Origin of the sequence: Microbacterium sp. LMI12-1-1.1 (assembly GCF_040676455.1) — a bacterium.
Taxonomy (GTDB): Bacteria; Actinomycetota; Actinomycetes; order Actinomycetales; family Microbacteriaceae; genus Microbacterium.
This window is the reverse complement of record NZ_JBEGIA010000012.1, coordinates 102,153-118,708: the sequence shown is the minus strand read 5'-3', so window position 1 is coordinate 118,708 and position 16,556 is coordinate 102,153. Positions and strand designations below refer to the sequence as shown.

Annotated in this window: 15 protein-coding genes; 11 read left to right on the top strand and 4 right to left on the bottom strand. The window is 70.9% G+C overall.

Annotated features, from left to right (window positions below):
- Nucleotides 1-68 precede the first annotated feature (68 nt).
- The 8 genes from MRBLMI12_RS09250 (at nt 69) to MRBLMI12_RS09215 (ending at nt 9,372) form a co-directional block, all read left to right on the top strand.
- Nucleotides 69-860 carry an SDR family NAD(P)-dependent oxidoreductase gene (locus MRBLMI12_RS09250; protein WP_363355968.1) on the top strand — a complete coding sequence of 264 codons (792 nt, stop codon included), beginning with the start codon at nt 69-71 and terminating at the stop codon, nt 858-860.
- A gap of 196 nt (nt 861-1,056) precedes the next feature.
- On the top strand, nt 1,057-1,890 hold the full coding sequence (locus MRBLMI12_RS09245; protein ID WP_363355966.1) for a CPBP family intramembrane glutamic endopeptidase: 834 nt from the start codon (nt 1,057-1,059) through the stop codon (nt 1,888-1,890).
- A 142-nt stretch (nt 1,891-2,032) separates the two neighbouring features.
- Nucleotides 2,033-3,268 (top strand): amidohydrolase, encoded by a 1,236-nt coding sequence (locus MRBLMI12_RS09240; RefSeq protein ID WP_363355964.1) that lies wholly within the window; start codon nt 2,033-2,035, stop codon nt 3,266-3,268.
- Nucleotides 3,269-3,287: 19 nt separating this feature from the next.
- The gene (locus tag MRBLMI12_RS09235; RefSeq protein WP_363355962.1) at nt 3,288-4,544 is read left to right on the top strand and encodes an MFS transporter; all 1,257 of its coding nucleotides are present in this window, start codon (nt 3,288-3,290) and stop codon (nt 4,542-4,544) included.
- Between the two features lie 219 nt (nt 4,545-4,763).
- Nucleotides 4,764-6,293, top strand: a complete 1,530-nt coding sequence (locus tag MRBLMI12_RS09230; protein ID WP_363355960.1) for an MATE family efflux transporter — start codon at nt 4,764-4,766, stop codon at nt 6,291-6,293.
- 229 nt (nt 6,294-6,522) lie between these two features.
- On the top strand, nt 6,523-6,888 hold the full coding sequence (locus tag MRBLMI12_RS09225; RefSeq protein WP_363355958.1) for an ArsR/SmtB family transcription factor: 366 nt from the start codon (nt 6,523-6,525) through the stop codon (nt 6,886-6,888).
- Nucleotides 6,885-7,901, top strand: coding sequence for a cation diffusion facilitator family transporter (locus MRBLMI12_RS09220; protein WP_363355956.1), 1,017 nt, complete (start codon nt 6,885-6,887; stop codon nt 7,899-7,901). Before MRBLMI12_RS09225 ends, MRBLMI12_RS09220 begins: the two co-directional genes overlap by 4 nt.
- A 220-nt stretch (nt 7,902-8,121) precedes the next feature.
- Entirely contained in the window at nt 8,122-9,372 is a 1,251-nt protein-coding gene (locus MRBLMI12_RS09215; protein WP_363355954.1) for an alpha/beta fold hydrolase, read from the top strand.
- A gap of 266 nt (nt 9,373-9,638) precedes the next feature.
- On the opposite strand, the gene MRBLMI12_RS09210 is transcribed toward MRBLMI12_RS09215, so the two are convergent.
- Both MRBLMI12_RS09210 and MRBLMI12_RS09205 read right to left on the bottom strand, forming a co-directional pair.
- Entirely contained in the window at nt 9,639-11,921 is a 2,283-nt protein-coding gene (locus MRBLMI12_RS09210; protein ID WP_363355952.1) for an esterase-like activity of phytase family protein, read from the bottom strand.
- A gap of 225 nt (nt 11,922-12,146) precedes the next feature.
- Nucleotides 12,147-12,623, bottom strand: a complete 477-nt coding sequence (locus tag MRBLMI12_RS09205; protein ID WP_363355950.1) for an ATP-dependent endonuclease — start codon at nt 12,621-12,623, stop codon at nt 12,147-12,149.
- Nucleotides 12,624-12,850: 227 nt separating this feature from the next.
- Here MRBLMI12_RS09205 and MRBLMI12_RS09200 point away from each other — a divergent pair, with 227 nt between their 5' ends.
- Both MRBLMI12_RS09200 and MRBLMI12_RS09195 read left to right on the top strand, forming a co-directional pair.
- A complete protein-coding gene (locus MRBLMI12_RS09200) occupies nt 12,851-13,786 on the top strand; it encodes an aldo/keto reductase (RefSeq protein WP_363355948.1) in 936 nt (311 codons plus the stop codon).
- A gap of 248 nt (nt 13,787-14,034) precedes the next feature.
- Nucleotides 14,035-14,493: a GyrI-like domain-containing protein gene (locus tag MRBLMI12_RS09195; protein WP_363355945.1), complete on the top strand. Its 459-nt coding sequence runs from the start codon at nt 14,035-14,037 to the stop codon at nt 14,491-14,493.
- A gap of 87 nt (nt 14,494-14,580) precedes the next feature.
- Here the strand turns inward: MRBLMI12_RS09195 and MRBLMI12_RS09190 are convergent, their stop codons facing one another.
- Nucleotides 14,581-15,267 (bottom strand): type 1 glutamine amidotransferase domain-containing protein, encoded by a 687-nt coding sequence (locus tag MRBLMI12_RS09190; protein WP_363355943.1) that lies wholly within the window; start codon nt 15,265-15,267, stop codon nt 14,581-14,583.
- Between the two features lie 115 nt (nt 15,268-15,382).
- Between MRBLMI12_RS09190 and MRBLMI12_RS09185 the strand changes: the two genes are divergently transcribed.
- Nucleotides 15,383-16,282, top strand: a complete 900-nt coding sequence (locus MRBLMI12_RS09185) for a LysR family transcriptional regulator (protein WP_363355941.1) — start codon at nt 15,383-15,385, stop codon at nt 16,280-16,282.
- Between the two features lie 71 nt (nt 16,283-16,353).
- On the opposite strand, the gene MRBLMI12_RS09180 is transcribed toward MRBLMI12_RS09185, so the two are convergent.
- Nucleotides 16,354-16,533, bottom strand: a complete 180-nt coding sequence (locus MRBLMI12_RS09180; protein ID WP_349425669.1) for a CsbD family protein — start codon at nt 16,531-16,533, stop codon at nt 16,354-16,356.
- Between the last annotated feature and the right edge of the window lie 23 nt (nt 16,534-16,556).

Genomic DNA, 16,556 nt, shown 5'->3' with positions numbered 1-16,556 from the left:
CAATCGTATCTACAATTGACTTGACTGAGCAAGTGAAATCTCACGCACGGCGCGTAGGGAAGGGTGTCATGGAACTGAATCTGGCAGGCAAGCGGGCTTTCGTGAGCGGATCGACGCAGGGGATCGGGTTCGCGATCGCGGAGACGCTTCTGCGCGAGGGCGCCTCGGTGATCGTCAACGGGCGCTCGGACGGTCGCGTCGATGCCACGGTCGATGCGTTGCGCGCCTCGGTGTCCGGCGCGGAGGTCACGGGGATCGCCGCCGACTTCGCGGATCCCGAGCAGGTGAGTCGCTTGCTCGGCTTCCTCGGAGACGTGGACATCCTCGTCAACAACGTCGGGGTGTTCGAGGTGAAGGAGTTCACCGACATCACCGACGACGATTGGCACCGCTACTTCGACGTCAACGTGATGAGCGGCGTCCGGCTGTCGCGGCAGCTGCTCGGACGCATGCTCGAGGCCGGTTGGGGACGGGTCGTGTTCGTCTCCAGCGAGTCGGGTGTGAACGTCCCGGGCGACATGCTCCACTACGGCGCCACCAAGGCGGCCATGCTCGCTTTGGGCAACGGGCTCGCGAAGCTCACCCGCGGGACCGGAGTCACGGTGAACACGGTCCTCGGCGGTCCCACCTACTCGGACGGCGTCGCACACACGGTGACGCAGATCGCCCACGCGCAGAACACACTGCCCGAGGACCTCAAGGGCGCCATCGCCGCAGGTAATCGCACGTCCCTGCTCCAGCGATTCATCGAACCAGGCGAGATCGCGGATCTCGTCGCCTACCTGGCCAGCCCTCGCTCCTCGGCGACGAACGGCGCGGCACTGCGGGCGGACGGCGGGACCCTGACCACGATCCTCTGATCGTCCACCACCGGGGCTCCATCACGTCCAGCCCGCGATTCCACGGAACAGATCGCTCCGCGAACGAATCTGCGGAGGACAACTTCCGGCGGAACCATGCTGCGAGCCGAACGGGATACCCGCGCACAGCGGGGCCGACCGGCGCCGCGTGCTCGCGCGGCCCCGCCGGCCTCCGCTACCGTCAAGCATGGCGACCGTGACGCGTGCGGACAGACGACTGAGCACGGGATGGCGCATCGCGATCGTGCTGGTGGGAACCGTCGCGATCTGGAGCCTCATGGTCTGGGTCGGAACGACCCTCTTCGGCGGAGACGTCACCCCGGTCGCCCGCGTGGTCACCTCGCTGTTGATCTTCGCACTCGCTGTGCCGATGGTGGTGGCCGCTCGGCGTCTGCTCGATCGACGCCCGTGGGCAACGCTGGAGCTCCAGGGATGGGCTGGCGCATGGCGGCCGTTCCTCGTGGGCACCGCATCGTTCCTGCTCCCCTCGGCGATCGGTCTCAGCGTCGCACTGCTCACGGGATGGCTGCAGATCACCTCGGTGCTGCCCCCGCTCGACCTGGTCGCCGCTGTCGCGTTCACGGTGGTGACGGTTCTCCTGCTCGAGGCGATCCCCGAGGAGCTCATCTTCCGCGGCTACATCTACCGCAACCTCTCGGCGGCGATGGCCCCGATCGTGGCCGTCTTCGTGCAGGCAGCGCTGTTCAGCCTGCTCGGCACGTCGCTGTGGGTCGCGACGTCCGGGTGGGGCGTGCTGCTCGAACGAGGTGCGCTGTTCTTCGCGATGGGCGCCGTGCTCGGCATCCTTCGTGTCATCTCGGGCAGCGTCTGGAACCCGGTCGGATTCCACCTCGGCTTTCAGGTCGTCGCCCAGACCCTCCTCGTGCATCCGGGCATAGAGGTGAGCAACCCGGGAGCGGTCACCATCGCGGGCATCGTCCCGGCGTTCGTGTTCGCGTCCACCGTCACGCTGATGCTCACTCGCCGGCGGCCTGACTGGCGGATGCCGGAGCCCGACGAACGCAGGTAATCGGGGCGGCGGGTTCCGCTGATGACTGGGCCGGTCGATGCCCGCACGTTCGAGCAGCGCAGTCAGCTGCTCGAGTACGTGCCCACGGTGCTGGACGGTCCTCCCGCCGGGTGAGTCCTCGACCCCGCGTAGGTTGGAGAGCATGGCTCGCATCCTCGCCGTGACCGGCGGCTACGTCGTCCCTGTCAGCTCCGACCCCATCCCGAACGGCACCGTCGTCGTCACCGACGGCGTCATCACCGCCGTCGGCGGGGCCGACACGGCGGTGCCCGACGGCGCCGAAGTGATCGACGCGACGGGCAGCTGGGTCGTCCCCGGATTCGTCGAGTCCCACGGTCACCTCGGCGTCCACGAGGACGGCGAGGGATGGTCGGGCAACGATACGAATGAGATGACCGACCCGAACGGGGCACGGTTCCGCGCACTCGACGGCATCGACATCGAGGAGGTCGGCTTCCGCGACGCGCTGCGCGGTGGCGTGACGACGGCCGTCATCAAGCCCGGGTCGGGCAACCCCATCGGCGGCCGGACGGTCGCCATCAAGACGTGGGGCGGCCGCACCGTCGACGAGCAGGTCCTCGCTACCGACGTGTCGGTGAAGTCGGCGCTCGGCGAGAACCCCAAGCGCGTGTACGGCGACCGGAAGCAGACGCCGTCGACGCGGTTGGGCGTGGCATCCGTCCTCCGCGACGCGTTCGTCGCTGCGCAGAACTACGCCGACAAGCGCACCTCGGCCGTCGACAAGGACGAGCCGTTCGAGCGAGACCTGGGCAAGGAGACGCTCGCCGCAGTGCTCGCGGGCGACCTGCTCTGGGATCAGCACTGCCACCGTCACGACGACATCGCCACGGCGATCCGGCTGTCGGAGGAGTTCGGCTACCGCCTGATCGTCAACCACGGCACCGAGGCGCACAAGATCGCCGATGTCCTCGCGGAGAAGCAGATCCCGGTGATCTTCGGGCCGCTGCTGACCTCGCGCTCCAAGGTGGAGCTGCGCGACCGCGCCATCGGCAACCTCGCCCTCATCGCCGAGGCGGGTGTCAAGGTCGCCATCACGACCGACCACCCCGTGGTGCCCATCGACCAGATCCGCCTGCAGGCGATCCTGGCGGTGCGCGAGGGCCTCCCCGCCGAGACGGCGCTGGAGGCACTGACGACCAACCCTGCCGACATCCTCCGTCTGAACGAACGCGTCGGCGCTCTCGAGCCCGGCCGGGACGGCGACGTGGTCGTGTGGTCGGGCGACCCGCTCGCCGTCGACTCGCGCGTGCAGCGCGTGTTCATCGAGGGGCGCGCGGTCTATGAGCCGGGTACGGATGCCGGCTCGCGCGTCGTCGAGCGCTGGGAGCGCTTCGGTCGCACGTCGTGGATGGGATGACGACGCGCGGCCCGGCATCGTGAGCGTGCCCGACGAGGACCGGGGCGCACCCGGGCCCGTCCCCCGGTCGTCGTTCGCCCGTTACTGGGCGGCGGCCGCGATCAGCTCGTTCGGGACCGCCGTCTCGGCCGTCGCGATGCCGGTGCTCGTGGTGCAGCTGCTCGCGGCGACGCCGGCGGAGGTCGGCATCGTCAACGCGGCGCAGTTCGTGCCGTACGCCGTTCTCGGGCTGATCGCCGGCGCGTACACGGATCGCTGGCGCCGCAGGCCGATCCTCGTCTGGTCCAGCATCGGCCGGGCGGTGTCGCTCGGCGCGATCCCGGTGCTCTGGCTGACCGGCATGCTCGAGATCTGGATGCTCGTGGTGCTCCTGCTGCTGTTCGGCTCGTTCTCGGTGTTCGGGTTCGCGGCGACGCAGTCGTTCCTGCCCCGGCTCGTGCCGCGGTCGCGACTGGTGGTGGCGAATGCGCGCCTGGATCAGACGGATGCCGCAGCCCAGACGGTGGGCCCGGCACTGGGCGGCGGGCTCGTCGGCTTGCTGGGTGCTCCCATCGCGCTCCTGGTCGACGCGGTCAGTTACCTCGTCGATGCGCTGCTGAACGGGAGCATCCGCGTGGACGAGCCTCGCGAGCGCCGCCCCGACCGCAATCTCCTGCGCGAGATCCGCGAGGGGCTGCGCTGGGCGTACGCGCACCCGACGCTCGGCCCGCTCGCGGTGTCGACGCACGTCTGGTTCTTCGCGAACGGCATCGCGTTCACCGTGCTCTCACTCCTGGCGCTGCGGTCGCTCGGCTTCACCGCGTTCACCTTCGGACTGCTGCTGGCCGTGTCGGGATCGGCGGCTCTGCTCGGCGCGACCTTCGCGGCGAGACTCGGGTCATGGCTGGGCACCGGGCCGGCGATCATCGTCGCCCGCGCGGCCTATCCGATCGCCTGGCTGCTGGTCGCGGCGACGGCGTGGCTGTCCGCGGGACCGGTACTCCTCTATATGGCGCTCGCAATTCACGGGCTCGCGGCCGGTGTCGAGAACGCGAACGAGATGGGGCTCCGGCAGGCGGTGACGCCAGATGCCCTGCTCGGACGCGTCAATGCGAACATCCGCTCGGCCAACCGGACCGCGGCGGCGCTCGGCGCCCTCGCCGGCGGTGCGGCGGTCGGCCTCGTCGGGGACCAGTGGACGCTCGTCGCCGTGATGGTCGTCTTCGCTGTCGCCGCGCTCATCGCGGTCCTCTCGCCGCCCCTCCGTGAGATGCGCATCCTTCCCGACTCGGACTGAGTCCGCGCACGCGGCTCGCTCGCCACTCCGCCCGCCGACCCGCTGGGCACGCGCCCCGGCTCGCCGGAGGAGGACCGACGACGACGGCGGATCGCGACGAATTCCTCCCCCGAGGCTGGTGACTTCCCGAATCGATTCGATACACTGGTCGACTGTCGCCCGTCGCCTGCTGGTGCGGCATCCTTCCCTCTCCTCGCCTTCTCCTTCGAGAGCCGCCTCATGACCACCGCCCTGACGACGGGCCGCCCTTGGCGCGTCATCGTCGTGTTCGCCGTCCCGCTGCTCATCGGCAACGTCGTCCAGCAGCTGTACCAGTTCGTCGATGCGATCGTCGTCGGACGCCATCTCGGCGTCGACGCGCTCGCCGCGGTGGGTGCGACGGGCAGCATGCTGTTCCTGCTGCTCGGGTTCGCGTGGGGCCTGACGTCGGGCTTCGCGATTCCCACGGCGCAGGCGTTCGGCGCTCGCGACTATGCGGCCGTGCGCCGGTCGGTCGCGGCGGGCACGATCCTCACCGGCGCGTGCACGCTGCTGCTCACCGTCGGCGCGCCTCTCCTGGCGGGGCCGCTGCTCGTGCTGCTGCAGACGCCGCCCGAGCTCATGGACGATGCGGTCGTCTTCGCCCAGATCAGCTTCCTCGGCGCCGGCGCGATGATGTTCTTCAATTACCTGTCGGCGATCATCCGCGCCATCGGCGACTCGCGCACGCCGCTCGTCTTCCTCGCGCTGGCCTGCGCTCTCAACGTCGTGCTGGTCATCCTCATGGTCGGCACGTTCGGCTGGGGTGTCGGCGGCGCCGCCGTCGCCACCGTCGTCTCGCAGGCGATCTCGGTGCTGCTGTGCCTCGAGTTCGTCCGTCGACGGATGCCGGTGCTCCACGTCCGCCGCGACGACTGGCGCGTCAGCCGCGCAGAGCTTGCCGAGCACCTGCGCCTCGGCCTGCCGATGGGCTTCCAGGCCTCGATCATCGCGATCGGGACGCTGTCGGTGCAGGTCGCCCTCAACGAGCTGGGCGCCGACGCGGTCGCGGCCTACACCGCGGCATCCCGCGTGGACGGCCTCGCCGTCGCCCTCCTGCAGTCGCTCGGCCTCGCCGTGTCGATGTTCGTCGCTCAGAACCACGGCGGCGGCCGGCCCGACCGCATCCGCCGCGGCGTCACCCAGGCGACGTGGATGTCGGTGGCGGCCGCGATCGTGCTCGGCGTCCTCCTCATCGCCTTCGGCGCCGCGCTGGTGCAGCTGTTCGTCGGCCAGGAGGCGGACGAGGTCGTCGACCTCGCCGCGCAGATGCTCGCGATCAACGGGGCGAGTTACTGGATCCTCGGCATCCTGTTCGTCCTGCGCGGTGCACTGCAGGGTCTCGGCCACACGCTCATCCCGACGGTGACCGGCGTGATCGAGCTCTTCATGCGCGTCGGCGCGGCGGTCGTGCTCGGCGGCATCTTCGGCTTCATCGGCGTCGCGGCCAGCAACCCGCTCGCCTGGCTCGGGGCCGTCGTCGTGCTCGTTCCCGCGTACATCCACGCCCACCGGCAGCTGGCATCGGCTCCGATCACTCCGATGGTCGCGACGCCGACCACGCCCATCGCCGTCATCGGTCCCACCGACGGCTCGATGGTCGTCGACGCCGTGGTCACGCAGCCCATCGTGCTGCCGACCGCCGCGCAGACGGCGACGCCGACTCCGCCGCGTCGTCGGCGCCGGCGTCTGCGCGCGTCCGACCGCGAGCGGCGCAGCGCCGGCGGCTGAGTCCGGCCTGCGGTGCAGCGGCGCGTGGGAGTCCCGGTTTCGCCGAGACCGAGGATTCCCGTCGAGCCATGGGACGGCGCCCTCGGTCTCGCCGCGCATGCCCTGTCCCGGTGGGGGTGAGGGTCTTGCCCGCCGAGCGCGAGTCTTGCCCGCGAGCTTCGCCTGCCCCCGGCTCACGCCGGACCGCTGCCCGTGTGCGGTTGCGAGCCGATGGACGTAGTATCTGCGTATGAGTGCAGATAAGCAGGGATGCGGATACGCGGTCGACAGCAGCTTCGTCGAACTCGCGGTGGAGGTGTTCGCCATGCTGGCCGACGCGACCCGCGTGCGGATCGTGCTCGCCCTGCAGGACGCCGGCGAGCTGTCGGTGAACCACCTCGCCGACATCGTCGACAAGTCGCCCGCCGCCGTGTCGCAGCACCTGGCGAAGCTGCGGCTCGCGCGCATCGTTTCGACGCGCCAGGAGGGGCAGCGGGTGTTCTACCGGCTCGAGAACGAGCACGCCTCCCGCCTCGTCGCCGACGCGATCCACCAGGCCGAGCACTCGCTCGGCGGCACGCCCCGCCACCACCACGCCGACAAGGGCGCCGAATGAGCGCGCAGGCCGCGGAGCAGCACGACCACGGCGACCACGACCACTCCCACCCGGGCGGGCTGCGAGGGTTCCTCCACGAGGTGTTCGTGCCGCACTCGCACGACGCGGCGGATTCGATCGACGATGCGATGGAGGCGAACTCCGCGGGCATCCGCGCGCTGAAGATCAGCCTCGTGATCCTGCTCGCCACCACGGTGCTGCAGGCGATCGTGGTGTTCTTCAGCGGCTCGGTCGCGCTCCTCGCCGACACCGTCCACAACCTCTCCGACGCCCTCACGGCCGTGCCGCTGTGGATCGCGTTCGTGCTCGGCCGGCGCGCGGCATCCCGTCGCTACACCTACGGGCTCGGCCGCGCCGAAGACCTCGCGGGCCTGTTCATCGTGTTCGTCGTCGCGCTCTCGGCGATCGTGGCGGCCTGGCAGGCGATCGATCGGATGCTGCACCCGCAGCCGCTTCACAACCTCGGGTGGGTGATCGCCGCGGGCGTGATCGGGTTCGCCGGCAACGAGATCGTCGCCGTGTATCGCATCCGCGTGGGCAAGCGCATCGGGTCCGCCGCGCTCGTGGCGGACGGCGTGCATGCCCGCACCGACGGCTTCACCTCGCTCGCGGTGGTGCTGGGCGGCATCGGCGTGCTCCTCGGCTTCCCGCTGGCCGACCCGATCGTCGGTCTCGTGATCGCGGCGGCGATCTTCGTGCTCCTGATCGGCACCGTGCGCAGCGTCGGCCGCCGCCTCCTCGACGGCGTCGAGCCGGAGCTCGTCGACCGCGCCGAGCACGCGCTCGCGCACGTCGACGGCGTCGCGCGGATCGACCGCGTCCGCCTCCGCTGGGTGGGACACCGCCTCCAGGGCGACGCGCTCGTCGCCGTCGCGGCGACCGCCGACGCCGGCGCGATCGCCGTCGACGCCGAGCGCAGCGTGCGCGAGCACCTGCGCAACGTCGACGACTTCATCGTCACGGCACGCGGTCTCAGAATGCTCGACCACCGGGACGAAACGCACACGCCGTAAGACGTCCGCTCGGAGGCTCGAGGCGATTCGTCTCTGCGTTTCGACTCGCAAGCTCGCTCAACGACCGGGCGTCGCATTGCCGCGTGCTGTGCACCGCGAGCCGGGCGCGCTCCTTCAGCAGGCGCAGAACGTCCTTACCCCCGCGGCGTTGCGGCGTGTCGTGACCCCCGAGAGTGGCGGCGCAGGCACGGCGTCGGCGAGTGCCCCTACGCTCGTACGCATGTCCGTGACGACGCGCCGCATGCAGGACCTGACCATCGACGACCACACCCTCACCGTCCCGCTGGTGTGGGGCGATCCGGCGGACGCCCGCACGATCGACATCCATGCCGCCGTGGTCACGCGCGAGGGCGGAGAGCAGCTCCCGTACCTCGTGTTCCTCCAGGGCGGGCCGGGGCACGAGGCGCCCCGCGCCTTCCACGCTCCGCAGGGGCCGTCGTGGCTCGACGAGGCTCTCGAGCACTACCGTCTGGTGCTGCTCGACCAGCGGGGCACCGGGCTGTCGACACCGGTCTCGGACCGCGACCTCGAGCGCGGCACGGGCGAGCTCGCGGAGTACATCACGCACTTGCGGGCCGACGCGATCGTGCGGGACTGCGAGGCGGTGCGCGAGGAGCTGGGCGCCTCGACCTGGAGCGTGCTGGGGCAGTCCTTCGGCGGCTTCACGACCCTCGCCTATCTCTCCACGGATGCCGGATCCCTCGAGCACGTGTACATCACCGGCGGCCTCAGCGCCGTGGGCCGGCATCCCGACGATGTGTACGCCCTCACCTACGACAAGATGCGCGAGGCGTCCGAGCGCTACTACCGGCGATTCCCAGCGCACCGCGACGCGATGCGCCGGATCGTCGACCTCGCGGACGCGGGTGCCATCGTGATGCCGGACGGCGAAGTGGCCTCCGCCTCGCGGGTGCGCTCGGCCGGCTCGGCGCTCGGGACGAACGAGGGGTGGCAGAAGCTGTGGAGCCTGCTCGAGCTCGAGCCGCACACCAACGCCTTCCGCCACGACCTCGCCGCCGCGATGCCGTTCGACGCGCGCAACCCGCTGTACTACGTGTTCCACGAGTCGAGCTACGCCGACGGGCACGCGACCGACTGGTCGGCCGAGCGCACCGAGCCCGACGACTTCCGGGACGACCCGACGCTCTTCACCGGCGAGCACGTCCGCCGCGAGTGGCTCGACACGGTTCCCGGCCTGCAGCCGTGGCGCGACGTCACCCTCGAGCTCGCCGAGTTCGCCTGGCCGCAGCTGTACGACGCCGACGCGATCGCTGCATCGGGCGCCCGCGGCGCCGCCGCCGTCTACGCCAACGACCTCTACGTGCCGTTCGAGTTCTCGATGGAGACCGCACGGCTGCTTCCCGGCGTGACGCCGTGGATCACCAGCGAGCACGAGCACAACGGCCTGCGCTCGGGTGGCGAGGTGCTGTCGCGCCTCATCGACATCGCGCACGGCCGCCGCGTGCGCTGACACAGGCGGGAACGGATGCCGCGGGCTGGTGCGGCCGCGGGTTCGGGCCTCGTCACCCCACACCGAACCCACGGTCGTTGAGCGAGGGAGCGCCAGCGACCGAGACGAAACGCGCCGAGCCGCTCGTCTGCGTCGTGGCCGGGGCGTTTCGTCGCTGCGTTTCGACTCGCAAGCTCGCTCAACGACCACGTTCCTCGCTCGCTCAACGATCGAAACGGGGCGGAGGATGCCGCAGCATCCCCCGCCCCGTCCGGCGTCTCGTGGGCTCAGCCCGCGAGGGTCACCGTGTCGATGGTCACCGCGGCGATGCCGGGGTGGTCGCTGAAGACCCCGTCCATGCCGGCGGCGATGAACGCCGTCAGCTCACCGGCGAGGTCGCCGTACGCGTTCGGGTCGGCGCTGGAGCGGAACTCCAGCGGGAGGAACTGGTTCTCGGCGCGGAACGTCCAGCCGTGCACCGAGAGGCCCGCGGCGTGCGCGTCGGCGATGACCGGCGTTGGCGTGCCCAGACGGCCCTCTGCCGTGCGGGGGATCATGACGGACTTCTCGAGGCCGACTCCGTTGGCATACGTGGCGATCTCAGCCAGCCCGGCGGGCGTCACCAGGTCCCTGTAGGTGCGGGTATCGCCCGCGAGCGTGAAGTCGTACGGCCGACCCGATCCGCTCACGAGCTGCGCGAGCGTCACGTCGGTCAGGCCGTCGAGGTCGCGCAGGTTCGCGGTCTCGAAGCTCTGCACGATGACGGGCGCGTCCGCGCGGTCGAGGCCGTTCGCCTGCAGCGCCGCGACGAGCGGCTCCTCCAGCGACAGGCCGATCGAGTCGAAGTACGACGGATGCTTCGTCTCGGGGTACACGCCCACGGTGCGGCCGTCGCAGCTGACCGAGTGCCGGGCGAGGTCGATGACCTCGTCGAGCGTCGGGATCACGTACAGGCCGTCGAACGCCGTGTTGGCCGGACGCGTCTGGGGCAGACGCTCCTTGGCACGCAGCGTCCGCAGCTCGCTGAACGTGAAGTCCTCGGTGAACCAGCCGGTGATCGAGACGCCGTCGATGACCTTCGTGGTCTGGCGGGCGGCGAACTCTGGCCGGGTCGCGACATCCGTCGTCCCGCTGATCTCGTTCTCGTGGCGCGCCACCAGCACGCCGTCCTTGGTGGAGACGACATCCGGCTCGATGTAGTCGGCGCACTGCACGATCGCCGCCTCGTACGCGGCCAGCGTGTGCTCGGGGCGCGACCCGCTCGCACCGCGGTGCCCGATCAGGCTCACGGTCGAGGGCTCGATCTTGGTCTTGTCGAGGTCGATGATCGCGAACTCGGTGTCGTCGGGGGTGCCGGGGATGCGCGCGTCGTTGCCCGGGTAATTGTTGTCGTTGCCGATGAGCAGGCTGCCGTCCTTCAGCTGCACGACGGTCTCGAACGACTGCACCGGGAGCGAATAGATCTCGCCGGTGCCGTAGCCGTCGCCCGCACCGATGCCGTGGGGGTTGGCGATGCGCAGCGCGTCGAGCGCCAGCGTCTTCTCGAGGTAGCCCTCGGCGTCGGTGCGGCGCAGGTCCACCTCGTAGACGCGCTTCGTCACCGACTGCTCGCCCTCGAAGTCGTCGCGCTCGATGAGGATGAGCACGTCGCCCCGCACGGTGAACGCGTCGCCGATGACGTTCGGCTCCTGGTCGGTCTGGTAGCTCCAGGTGCGGCCGGTGTACTCGCCCGCACGCGTGTCGAACTCGAGGATCTCGCGACGACGCAGGTCGTCGTCGTCGGCGTACGAGCCCTCGACGACCGGATAGAGGTAGCGGCCGTTCACCGAGGCGGCCATCGCCTCGAAGCCGCGGCTCGCCCGCACCCGCGGGGTCTCGCCCGCCTGCAGGTAAGGGTTCTGCGGCGACTTCGCGCCGTCGAGCGCGTACGGCTTCTCGAGCAGCGTGCCCTCGGCGTCGAAGTGGAGCAGGAAGGGACCGAACTCCTCGCCGACCCAGAACGACCCGTCCTTGGCCTTGACCACCGACTCGATGTCGAAGTCGCCGCCGGTGAGCAGGCGCTCCGTAGTGCCCTCGTTCACGATCGGGAAGTCGAGCACGCCGTTGCGGTCGTTGTACGAGATGAAGCGCTGGACCTGGATCTCGCCGGTGCCGCCGTCGGCGGTCTGCCACGCCGGCCGTACGAGGTAGTTGCGCAGCAGGAAGTCGGCCGAGTTGCCCTTGGTGCCGAACCCGTTGTCGGGCTGTGCCCAGAACGTGCCGTCGCCGTTGTCGATGGCGGCCGAGAATCCCGGGATGACCTGGCCGTCCCAGGGCCCGGTGCGGCCGTTCGCGGGGCTCGCGAGCGCGCCCGATGCCGGCCCGGGTTCGAGGTGATCGGCCGAGAGCGTGGCCCGGGCGACGAGCGTCGGCACGTGCGCCTGCACGAACGGCGACGACGGCGTCGCCGACGCGGCGGGCACCGGCTGGGCGGAGGCGGCGGTGGCGGGGAGGAGGGCGACGGCGGTGACCGTCGCTGCTGCCGCGGCGAGAAGGCGCGGCGGGACGCGTCGGGTGGGGAATCGACTCATGTCCCCGACGCAACCGCGACCGCCGGACCGCACGCTGACCGGCCGGCGACGAGCCTGCGACGACTCGGTGAACGGGGAGCGAGCGGCGCGTGAGAACGCCCTCATCACGGCAGACGGATGCCGCCGGCGACGGGTTCGGGGCGTTTCGTCTCGCTCGTTCCTCGCTCGCTCAACGACCGAACGCTCCTCGCAGCTCACCGCCCACGCGCACCGGCGGTCAGCCCGTCAGACGGCGGCGAGGAGCGCGGCCAGCGGCGGCGGCATCCGGTCCAGCGGAACGGCCTCGGCCAGGAGCTGCGCGTAGCGGGCCTTGTTGCCGCTGCGGCCGCCGAAGAACCGTGCGAGCTGCGCCTCGACGGGGCGACCGCGCTGGAAGGGCTGCCGCTGCAGGCCGCGGAACGACGCCAGCTCACCCTGCTCGGCGATCACTGCCTCGACTCCTGGGATGCCGAGGGCGCGCACGAACTCGGTCTCGAGGTCGGGGTCGCAGACGAAGACGTCGTCGAGCACCCGCTCGAAGTCGTGCCGCTCGCCCTGGTCGACGAGCCCCAGCAGCCGGCTGCCGGCGAGCTCGGCGGCCACGCGCCGGGCGCCCTTGGAACCGCCGACGACGCGCACCTGCGGCATCCGGATCCCCATCCGGATGGCGAGCGTCTGGAGGGCGATGCGGTCGCTCTCGCCCTCCACCAGCACGACGGTCATGCGGCTGCGGCTTCCGCGCGCTCGTCGGCGAGGGTCACCAGGTACTCGAGCTGACGGTGCTCCATGAGACCTCCCTCGCCGCGCGGATGCGGTATCCATTCGCGATGATTCTCAATCACACAACATACAGTTGTTGGACTTCTTTGTCTCCACTGCCTAGCGTGGAGCGCGCAGGACGGGCCGACCGCGCGCGGGAGGCCCGGCACACCCGAACCGAGAGCGGACCAATGAAGACCATCGAACTCACCGGCGTCGAGCGTCCCGCACCCAACGTGGTGCTGGGGCTCATGCGCATCCAGGACCTCGACGACGATGCGGTGCGCACCCTCGTCGGCACCGCCCGCGATGCCGGGATCGACTTCTTCGACCACGCCGACGTCTACGGCCGCGACGTGCACGGCTGCGAGCGGCGGTTCGCCGAGGCCATGCAGCTCACCGCGTCGGAGCGGGCCCAGATCACGATCCAGACGAAGGCCGGCATCGTCCGCGAGGGGCCGTACTTCGACTTCTCGTACGACCACATCGTCTCGGCGGTCGAGGGGTCGCTGCGCGCCCTCGACACCGACTACATCGACATCCTGCTGCTGCACCGGCCGGACGCCCTTGTCGAGCCCGACGAGGTCGCGCGGGCCTTCGATGAGCTCGAGGCGGCGGGCAAGGTGCGCGCGTTCGGCGTCTCGAACCACACCCCGCGACAGATCGACCTGCTGAAGAAGTCCGTGCGCCAGCCGATCGTGGCGAACCAGATCCAGCTCTCGATCACCCACGCCCCGTCGATCGCGCAGGGCGTCGCGGGGAACATGCAGGGCGAGGAGCAGTCGCTCACCCTCGACGGCGGCGGGATCGTGGACTACTGCCGCCTGCACGACATCGCCATCCAGGCGTGGTCGCCGTTCCAGGCGGGGTTCTTCAACGGCGTCTTCCTCGGTTCGCCGGACTACCCCGAGCTGAACGCCGTCATCGACCGGCTGGCCGCCGCGTACGACGTGCCGGCCATCGCGATCGCGGTCGCGTGGATCACGCGCCATCCCGCGCTGATGCAGGTCGTGCTGGGCACGACGACCCCTGAGCGTGTGAGCGCGGCCACCGAGGGCTCCGACCTCCGCCTCACGCGCGCCGAGTGGTACGAGCTGTTCCGCGCGGCGGGCTACCGCGTGCCCTGAGGCGCTGGGGCGCACACGCCGCAGGAAGACGGATGCCGCGGCCCGCGGCATCCGTCTTCTTCTTGGTGTGCGCGCCCTGCGACGGTCGGGCTGTGTCGAGGGGGGGGTCGTCTGCGCGGCGGGGATATGCCATGGTCGGAGGTGGTCTCCCCTGGAACCCGTCGCAGCGCCCGCGCCGCGGCGGTCCCCGGATGCCGCGACACCGGCCGCCGGATGGGCGACACCGGAACTTCGAAGGAGAAGCGCAGATGACCGACCTCGAATACCGCCGCCTCGAACCCGTCACGGTCTACGCGGCCACCGACGTCGCGCCGGGCGGTGAGAACGTGCCCGCCGCGATCGACCGCATCCTGCCGTCGCTGCACTCGGCCCTGGACGCCGCCGGCGTCGACTATCGCGAGCCGGGCACGTTCTGGTACGAGCCGATGGAGGGCACCGACGACCTGCGGGTGTGGGTCTCGTGGGTCGCCGGCGACGAACCGGTTCCCGGCGACGCCTGGCAGGTGGTCGACCTCCCCGCCGTGGAGCGGGCGGCGGTGACGACCTACCGCGGCGAGATGTCCGGCATCGGCGCCGCCTGGGGCGCGTTCATGGGAGCGGTGATCGCCGACGGCGGCACGTTCGCGGGCCCGTCCCGCGAGGTGTACCTGCAGGCGGACGGGCCGCAGTCGACCTGGGTGACCGAGCTCCAGCAGCCGGTCGGCTGAGCCGGCACGCGGGAGAGCGGGGGTCTCTCCGCGCCCCGGCGGTGCGGCGGGCTCCGGGGTGGCCGTGGTCGCGGCATCCGTGGTGCCTCAGTGCGCCGCGAGCACCTCGACCAGGCGCTGCGCGGTCGCGACGCTCGACTGCGGGTTCTGACCGCTCACGAGCGCTCCGTCGGTCGCGACCGTGACGGACCACGGCTCGCCCGGCTCGACGACCGCGCCGAGCTCGCGCAGACGGGTCTCGACGAGATAGGGCGAGGCGTCGCCGAGGCCGCCCTGCCGCTCCTCGTGGTCGGTGAAGACCACGAGCCGGCGGCCCGCGAACGCGAACGAGCCGTCCTCGCGCACCGCGCTGAGGAGCCCCGCGGGCCCGTGGCACAGCACGCCCACCACCGCATCCCGGTCGACCGCGTCGATCAGCAGGCGTCCGAGATCGGCGTCGACCGCGAGGTCCACCATCGGCCCGTGACCGCCCGGCAGTGCGATCGCGTCGTACTCGCCGTCGCGGACGTCGGCGAGTGCCCGCGGGTGCGCGAGCAGTCCGTCGATCGACGCGAGGTAGTCGCGCAGCGCCTGGGCGGAATCTCCCGAGAGGCTGCCGGGATCTACCGTCGGGCGAACGCCGCCGGGGGTCGCGATGTCGACCCGGTGCCCGGCGGCGACGAGTCCCCGGTGCAGCTCGACCAGCTCCTCCGCCCAGAATCCGGTCGGGTGGGCCGTGCCGTCCGTGAGGGCGATCGCATCGGCGCCGGTGACGGCCATGAGTACGTGTGCCATGTTCTTCTCCCGTTCTGCGACCCGTGCGAGCCGCTGTGGAGGAAACCCGGTACCCATCACCGTCATTTCCTATGATCGGATCCAGCCATAGGTTTCCTGATGGAAGGACTGTTGCATGCAAGAGCTCGACCTGCTGTACACGTTCCTCGAGGTGCACCGCGCGGGCTCGATCACGGCGGCGGCCGCGCGCCTCAGCCTCAGCCAGCCGTCGGTGAGCGAGCGGATCGCCCGCCTCGAGGCAGAGCTGGGAACGCCGCTCTTCACGAGATCGGTGCGCGGCGCGACCCCCACACCCGCCGGTGATGCACTCGCTGCACGCGTGGCCGCACCGGTCGACCGCCTGCGCGAGGTGTGGACGGTGCCCGACACCGGCGCGGTGGAGACGGTGAGAGTGGGCGGCGCGAGCGATGTGGTCGCGGCACGCGTCGTTCCCGCGCTGGCGCCGCTCACCACCCGCGGCGTGCGTCTGGAGTTCTCCCTCGGCCTCGCGCACGACCTGCTCGAGCGGCTCTCGGGCGGCGGTCTCGACGTCGTGGTGTCATCGGTGCGGACGCCGATGCGCGGCATCCGCTATCGGGGCCTCGTCGACGAGGAGTTCGTTCTCGTCGGTGCGCCCTCGCTCGCCGGCACGATCGACCCGCATCGCCTGGCCGCCGATCCCGCCGAGGCCCTCCGGCATCTGCCGCTGGTCGCCTACGACGCCGATCTGTCGATCGTGCGGCGTTACTGGCGCAGCCAGTTCGGGCACCGTCCCGCCAACGCGGTGGCGATGACCGTGCCCGACCTCCGGGCGGTGCTCGCGGCGGTGATCGCGGGCGCTGGGATCTCGGCCCTGCCGCGTTACCTGGCGGAGCCCGCGATCGGCGCCGGCGCCGTGGAGCTGGTCCACCGATCCGCCGAGGCGCCGATCAACACCCTGCACCTCGCGATCCGCGCGGGAGCGCCGCCGACGGCCGCGACCACGCGGGTCATCGACGCACTCGTCGAACGTGCGCGGGACTGGGATGTCTTCTGACGCGGGCCTCCGGCCCCGGACACGACGATGCCCCGGACCCGCCGGGGACCCGGGGCACCGTCGCCGGCAGATCACCGGTCGTCGGTGAACGCGTCCTTCACGTCCTGACCGGCCTTCTTGACCTTGGCGCTGGCCTGGTCGGCCACGCCCTCGGCCTGCAGGCGCTCGTTGTCGGTCGCGTCTCCGACCGCCTCCTTCGCCTTGCCCTTGACGTCTTCCATGTTGTGCTTGATGTCATCGTCCAGACCCATGGTGGATCTCCTTTCTCGTGGTG

Excerpts from the sequence above, each read along its gene's own strand:
- MRBLMI12_RS09250 (WP_363355968.1), top strand. The coding sequence starts at position 69 with ATGGAACTGAATCTGGCAGGCAAGCGGGCTTTCGTGAGCGGATCGACG.
- MRBLMI12_RS09240 (WP_363355964.1), top strand. The coding sequence starts at position 2,033 with ATGGCTCGCATCCTCGCCGTGACCGGCGGCTACGTCGTCCCTGTCAGC.
- MRBLMI12_RS09230 (WP_363355960.1), top strand. The coding sequence starts at position 4,764 with ATGACCACCGCCCTGACGACGGGCCGCCCTTGGCGCGTCATCGTCGTG.
- MRBLMI12_RS09225 (WP_363355958.1), top strand. The coding sequence starts at position 6,523 with ATGAGTGCAGATAAGCAGGGATGCGGATACGCGGTCGACAGCAGCTTC.
- MRBLMI12_RS09220 (WP_363355956.1), top strand. The coding sequence starts at position 6,885 with ATGAGCGCGCAGGCCGCGGAGCAGCACGACCACGGCGACCACGACCAC.
- MRBLMI12_RS09215 (WP_363355954.1), top strand. The coding sequence starts at position 8,122 with ATGTCCGTGACGACGCGCCGCATGCAGGACCTGACCATCGACGACCAC.
- MRBLMI12_RS09210 (WP_363355952.1), bottom strand. The coding sequence starts at position 11,921 with ATGAGTCGATTCCCCACCCGACGCGTCCCGCCGCGCCTTCTCGCCGCG.
- MRBLMI12_RS09205 (WP_363355950.1), bottom strand. The coding sequence starts at position 12,623 with ATGACCGTCGTGCTGGTGGAGGGCGAGAGCGACCGCATCGCCCTCCAG.
- MRBLMI12_RS09200 (WP_363355948.1), top strand. The coding sequence starts at position 12,851 with ATGAAGACCATCGAACTCACCGGCGTCGAGCGTCCCGCACCCAACGTG.
- MRBLMI12_RS09195 (WP_363355945.1), top strand. The coding sequence starts at position 14,035 with ATGACCGACCTCGAATACCGCCGCCTCGAACCCGTCACGGTCTACGCG.
- MRBLMI12_RS09190 (WP_363355943.1), bottom strand. The coding sequence starts at position 15,267 with ATGGCACACGTACTCATGGCCGTCACCGGCGCCGATGCGATCGCCCTC.
- MRBLMI12_RS09185 (WP_363355941.1), top strand. The coding sequence starts at position 15,383 with ATGCAAGAGCTCGACCTGCTGTACACGTTCCTCGAGGTGCACCGCGCG.
- MRBLMI12_RS09180 (WP_349425669.1), bottom strand. The coding sequence starts at position 16,533 with ATGGGTCTGGACGATGACATCAAGCACAACATGGAAGACGTCAAGGGC.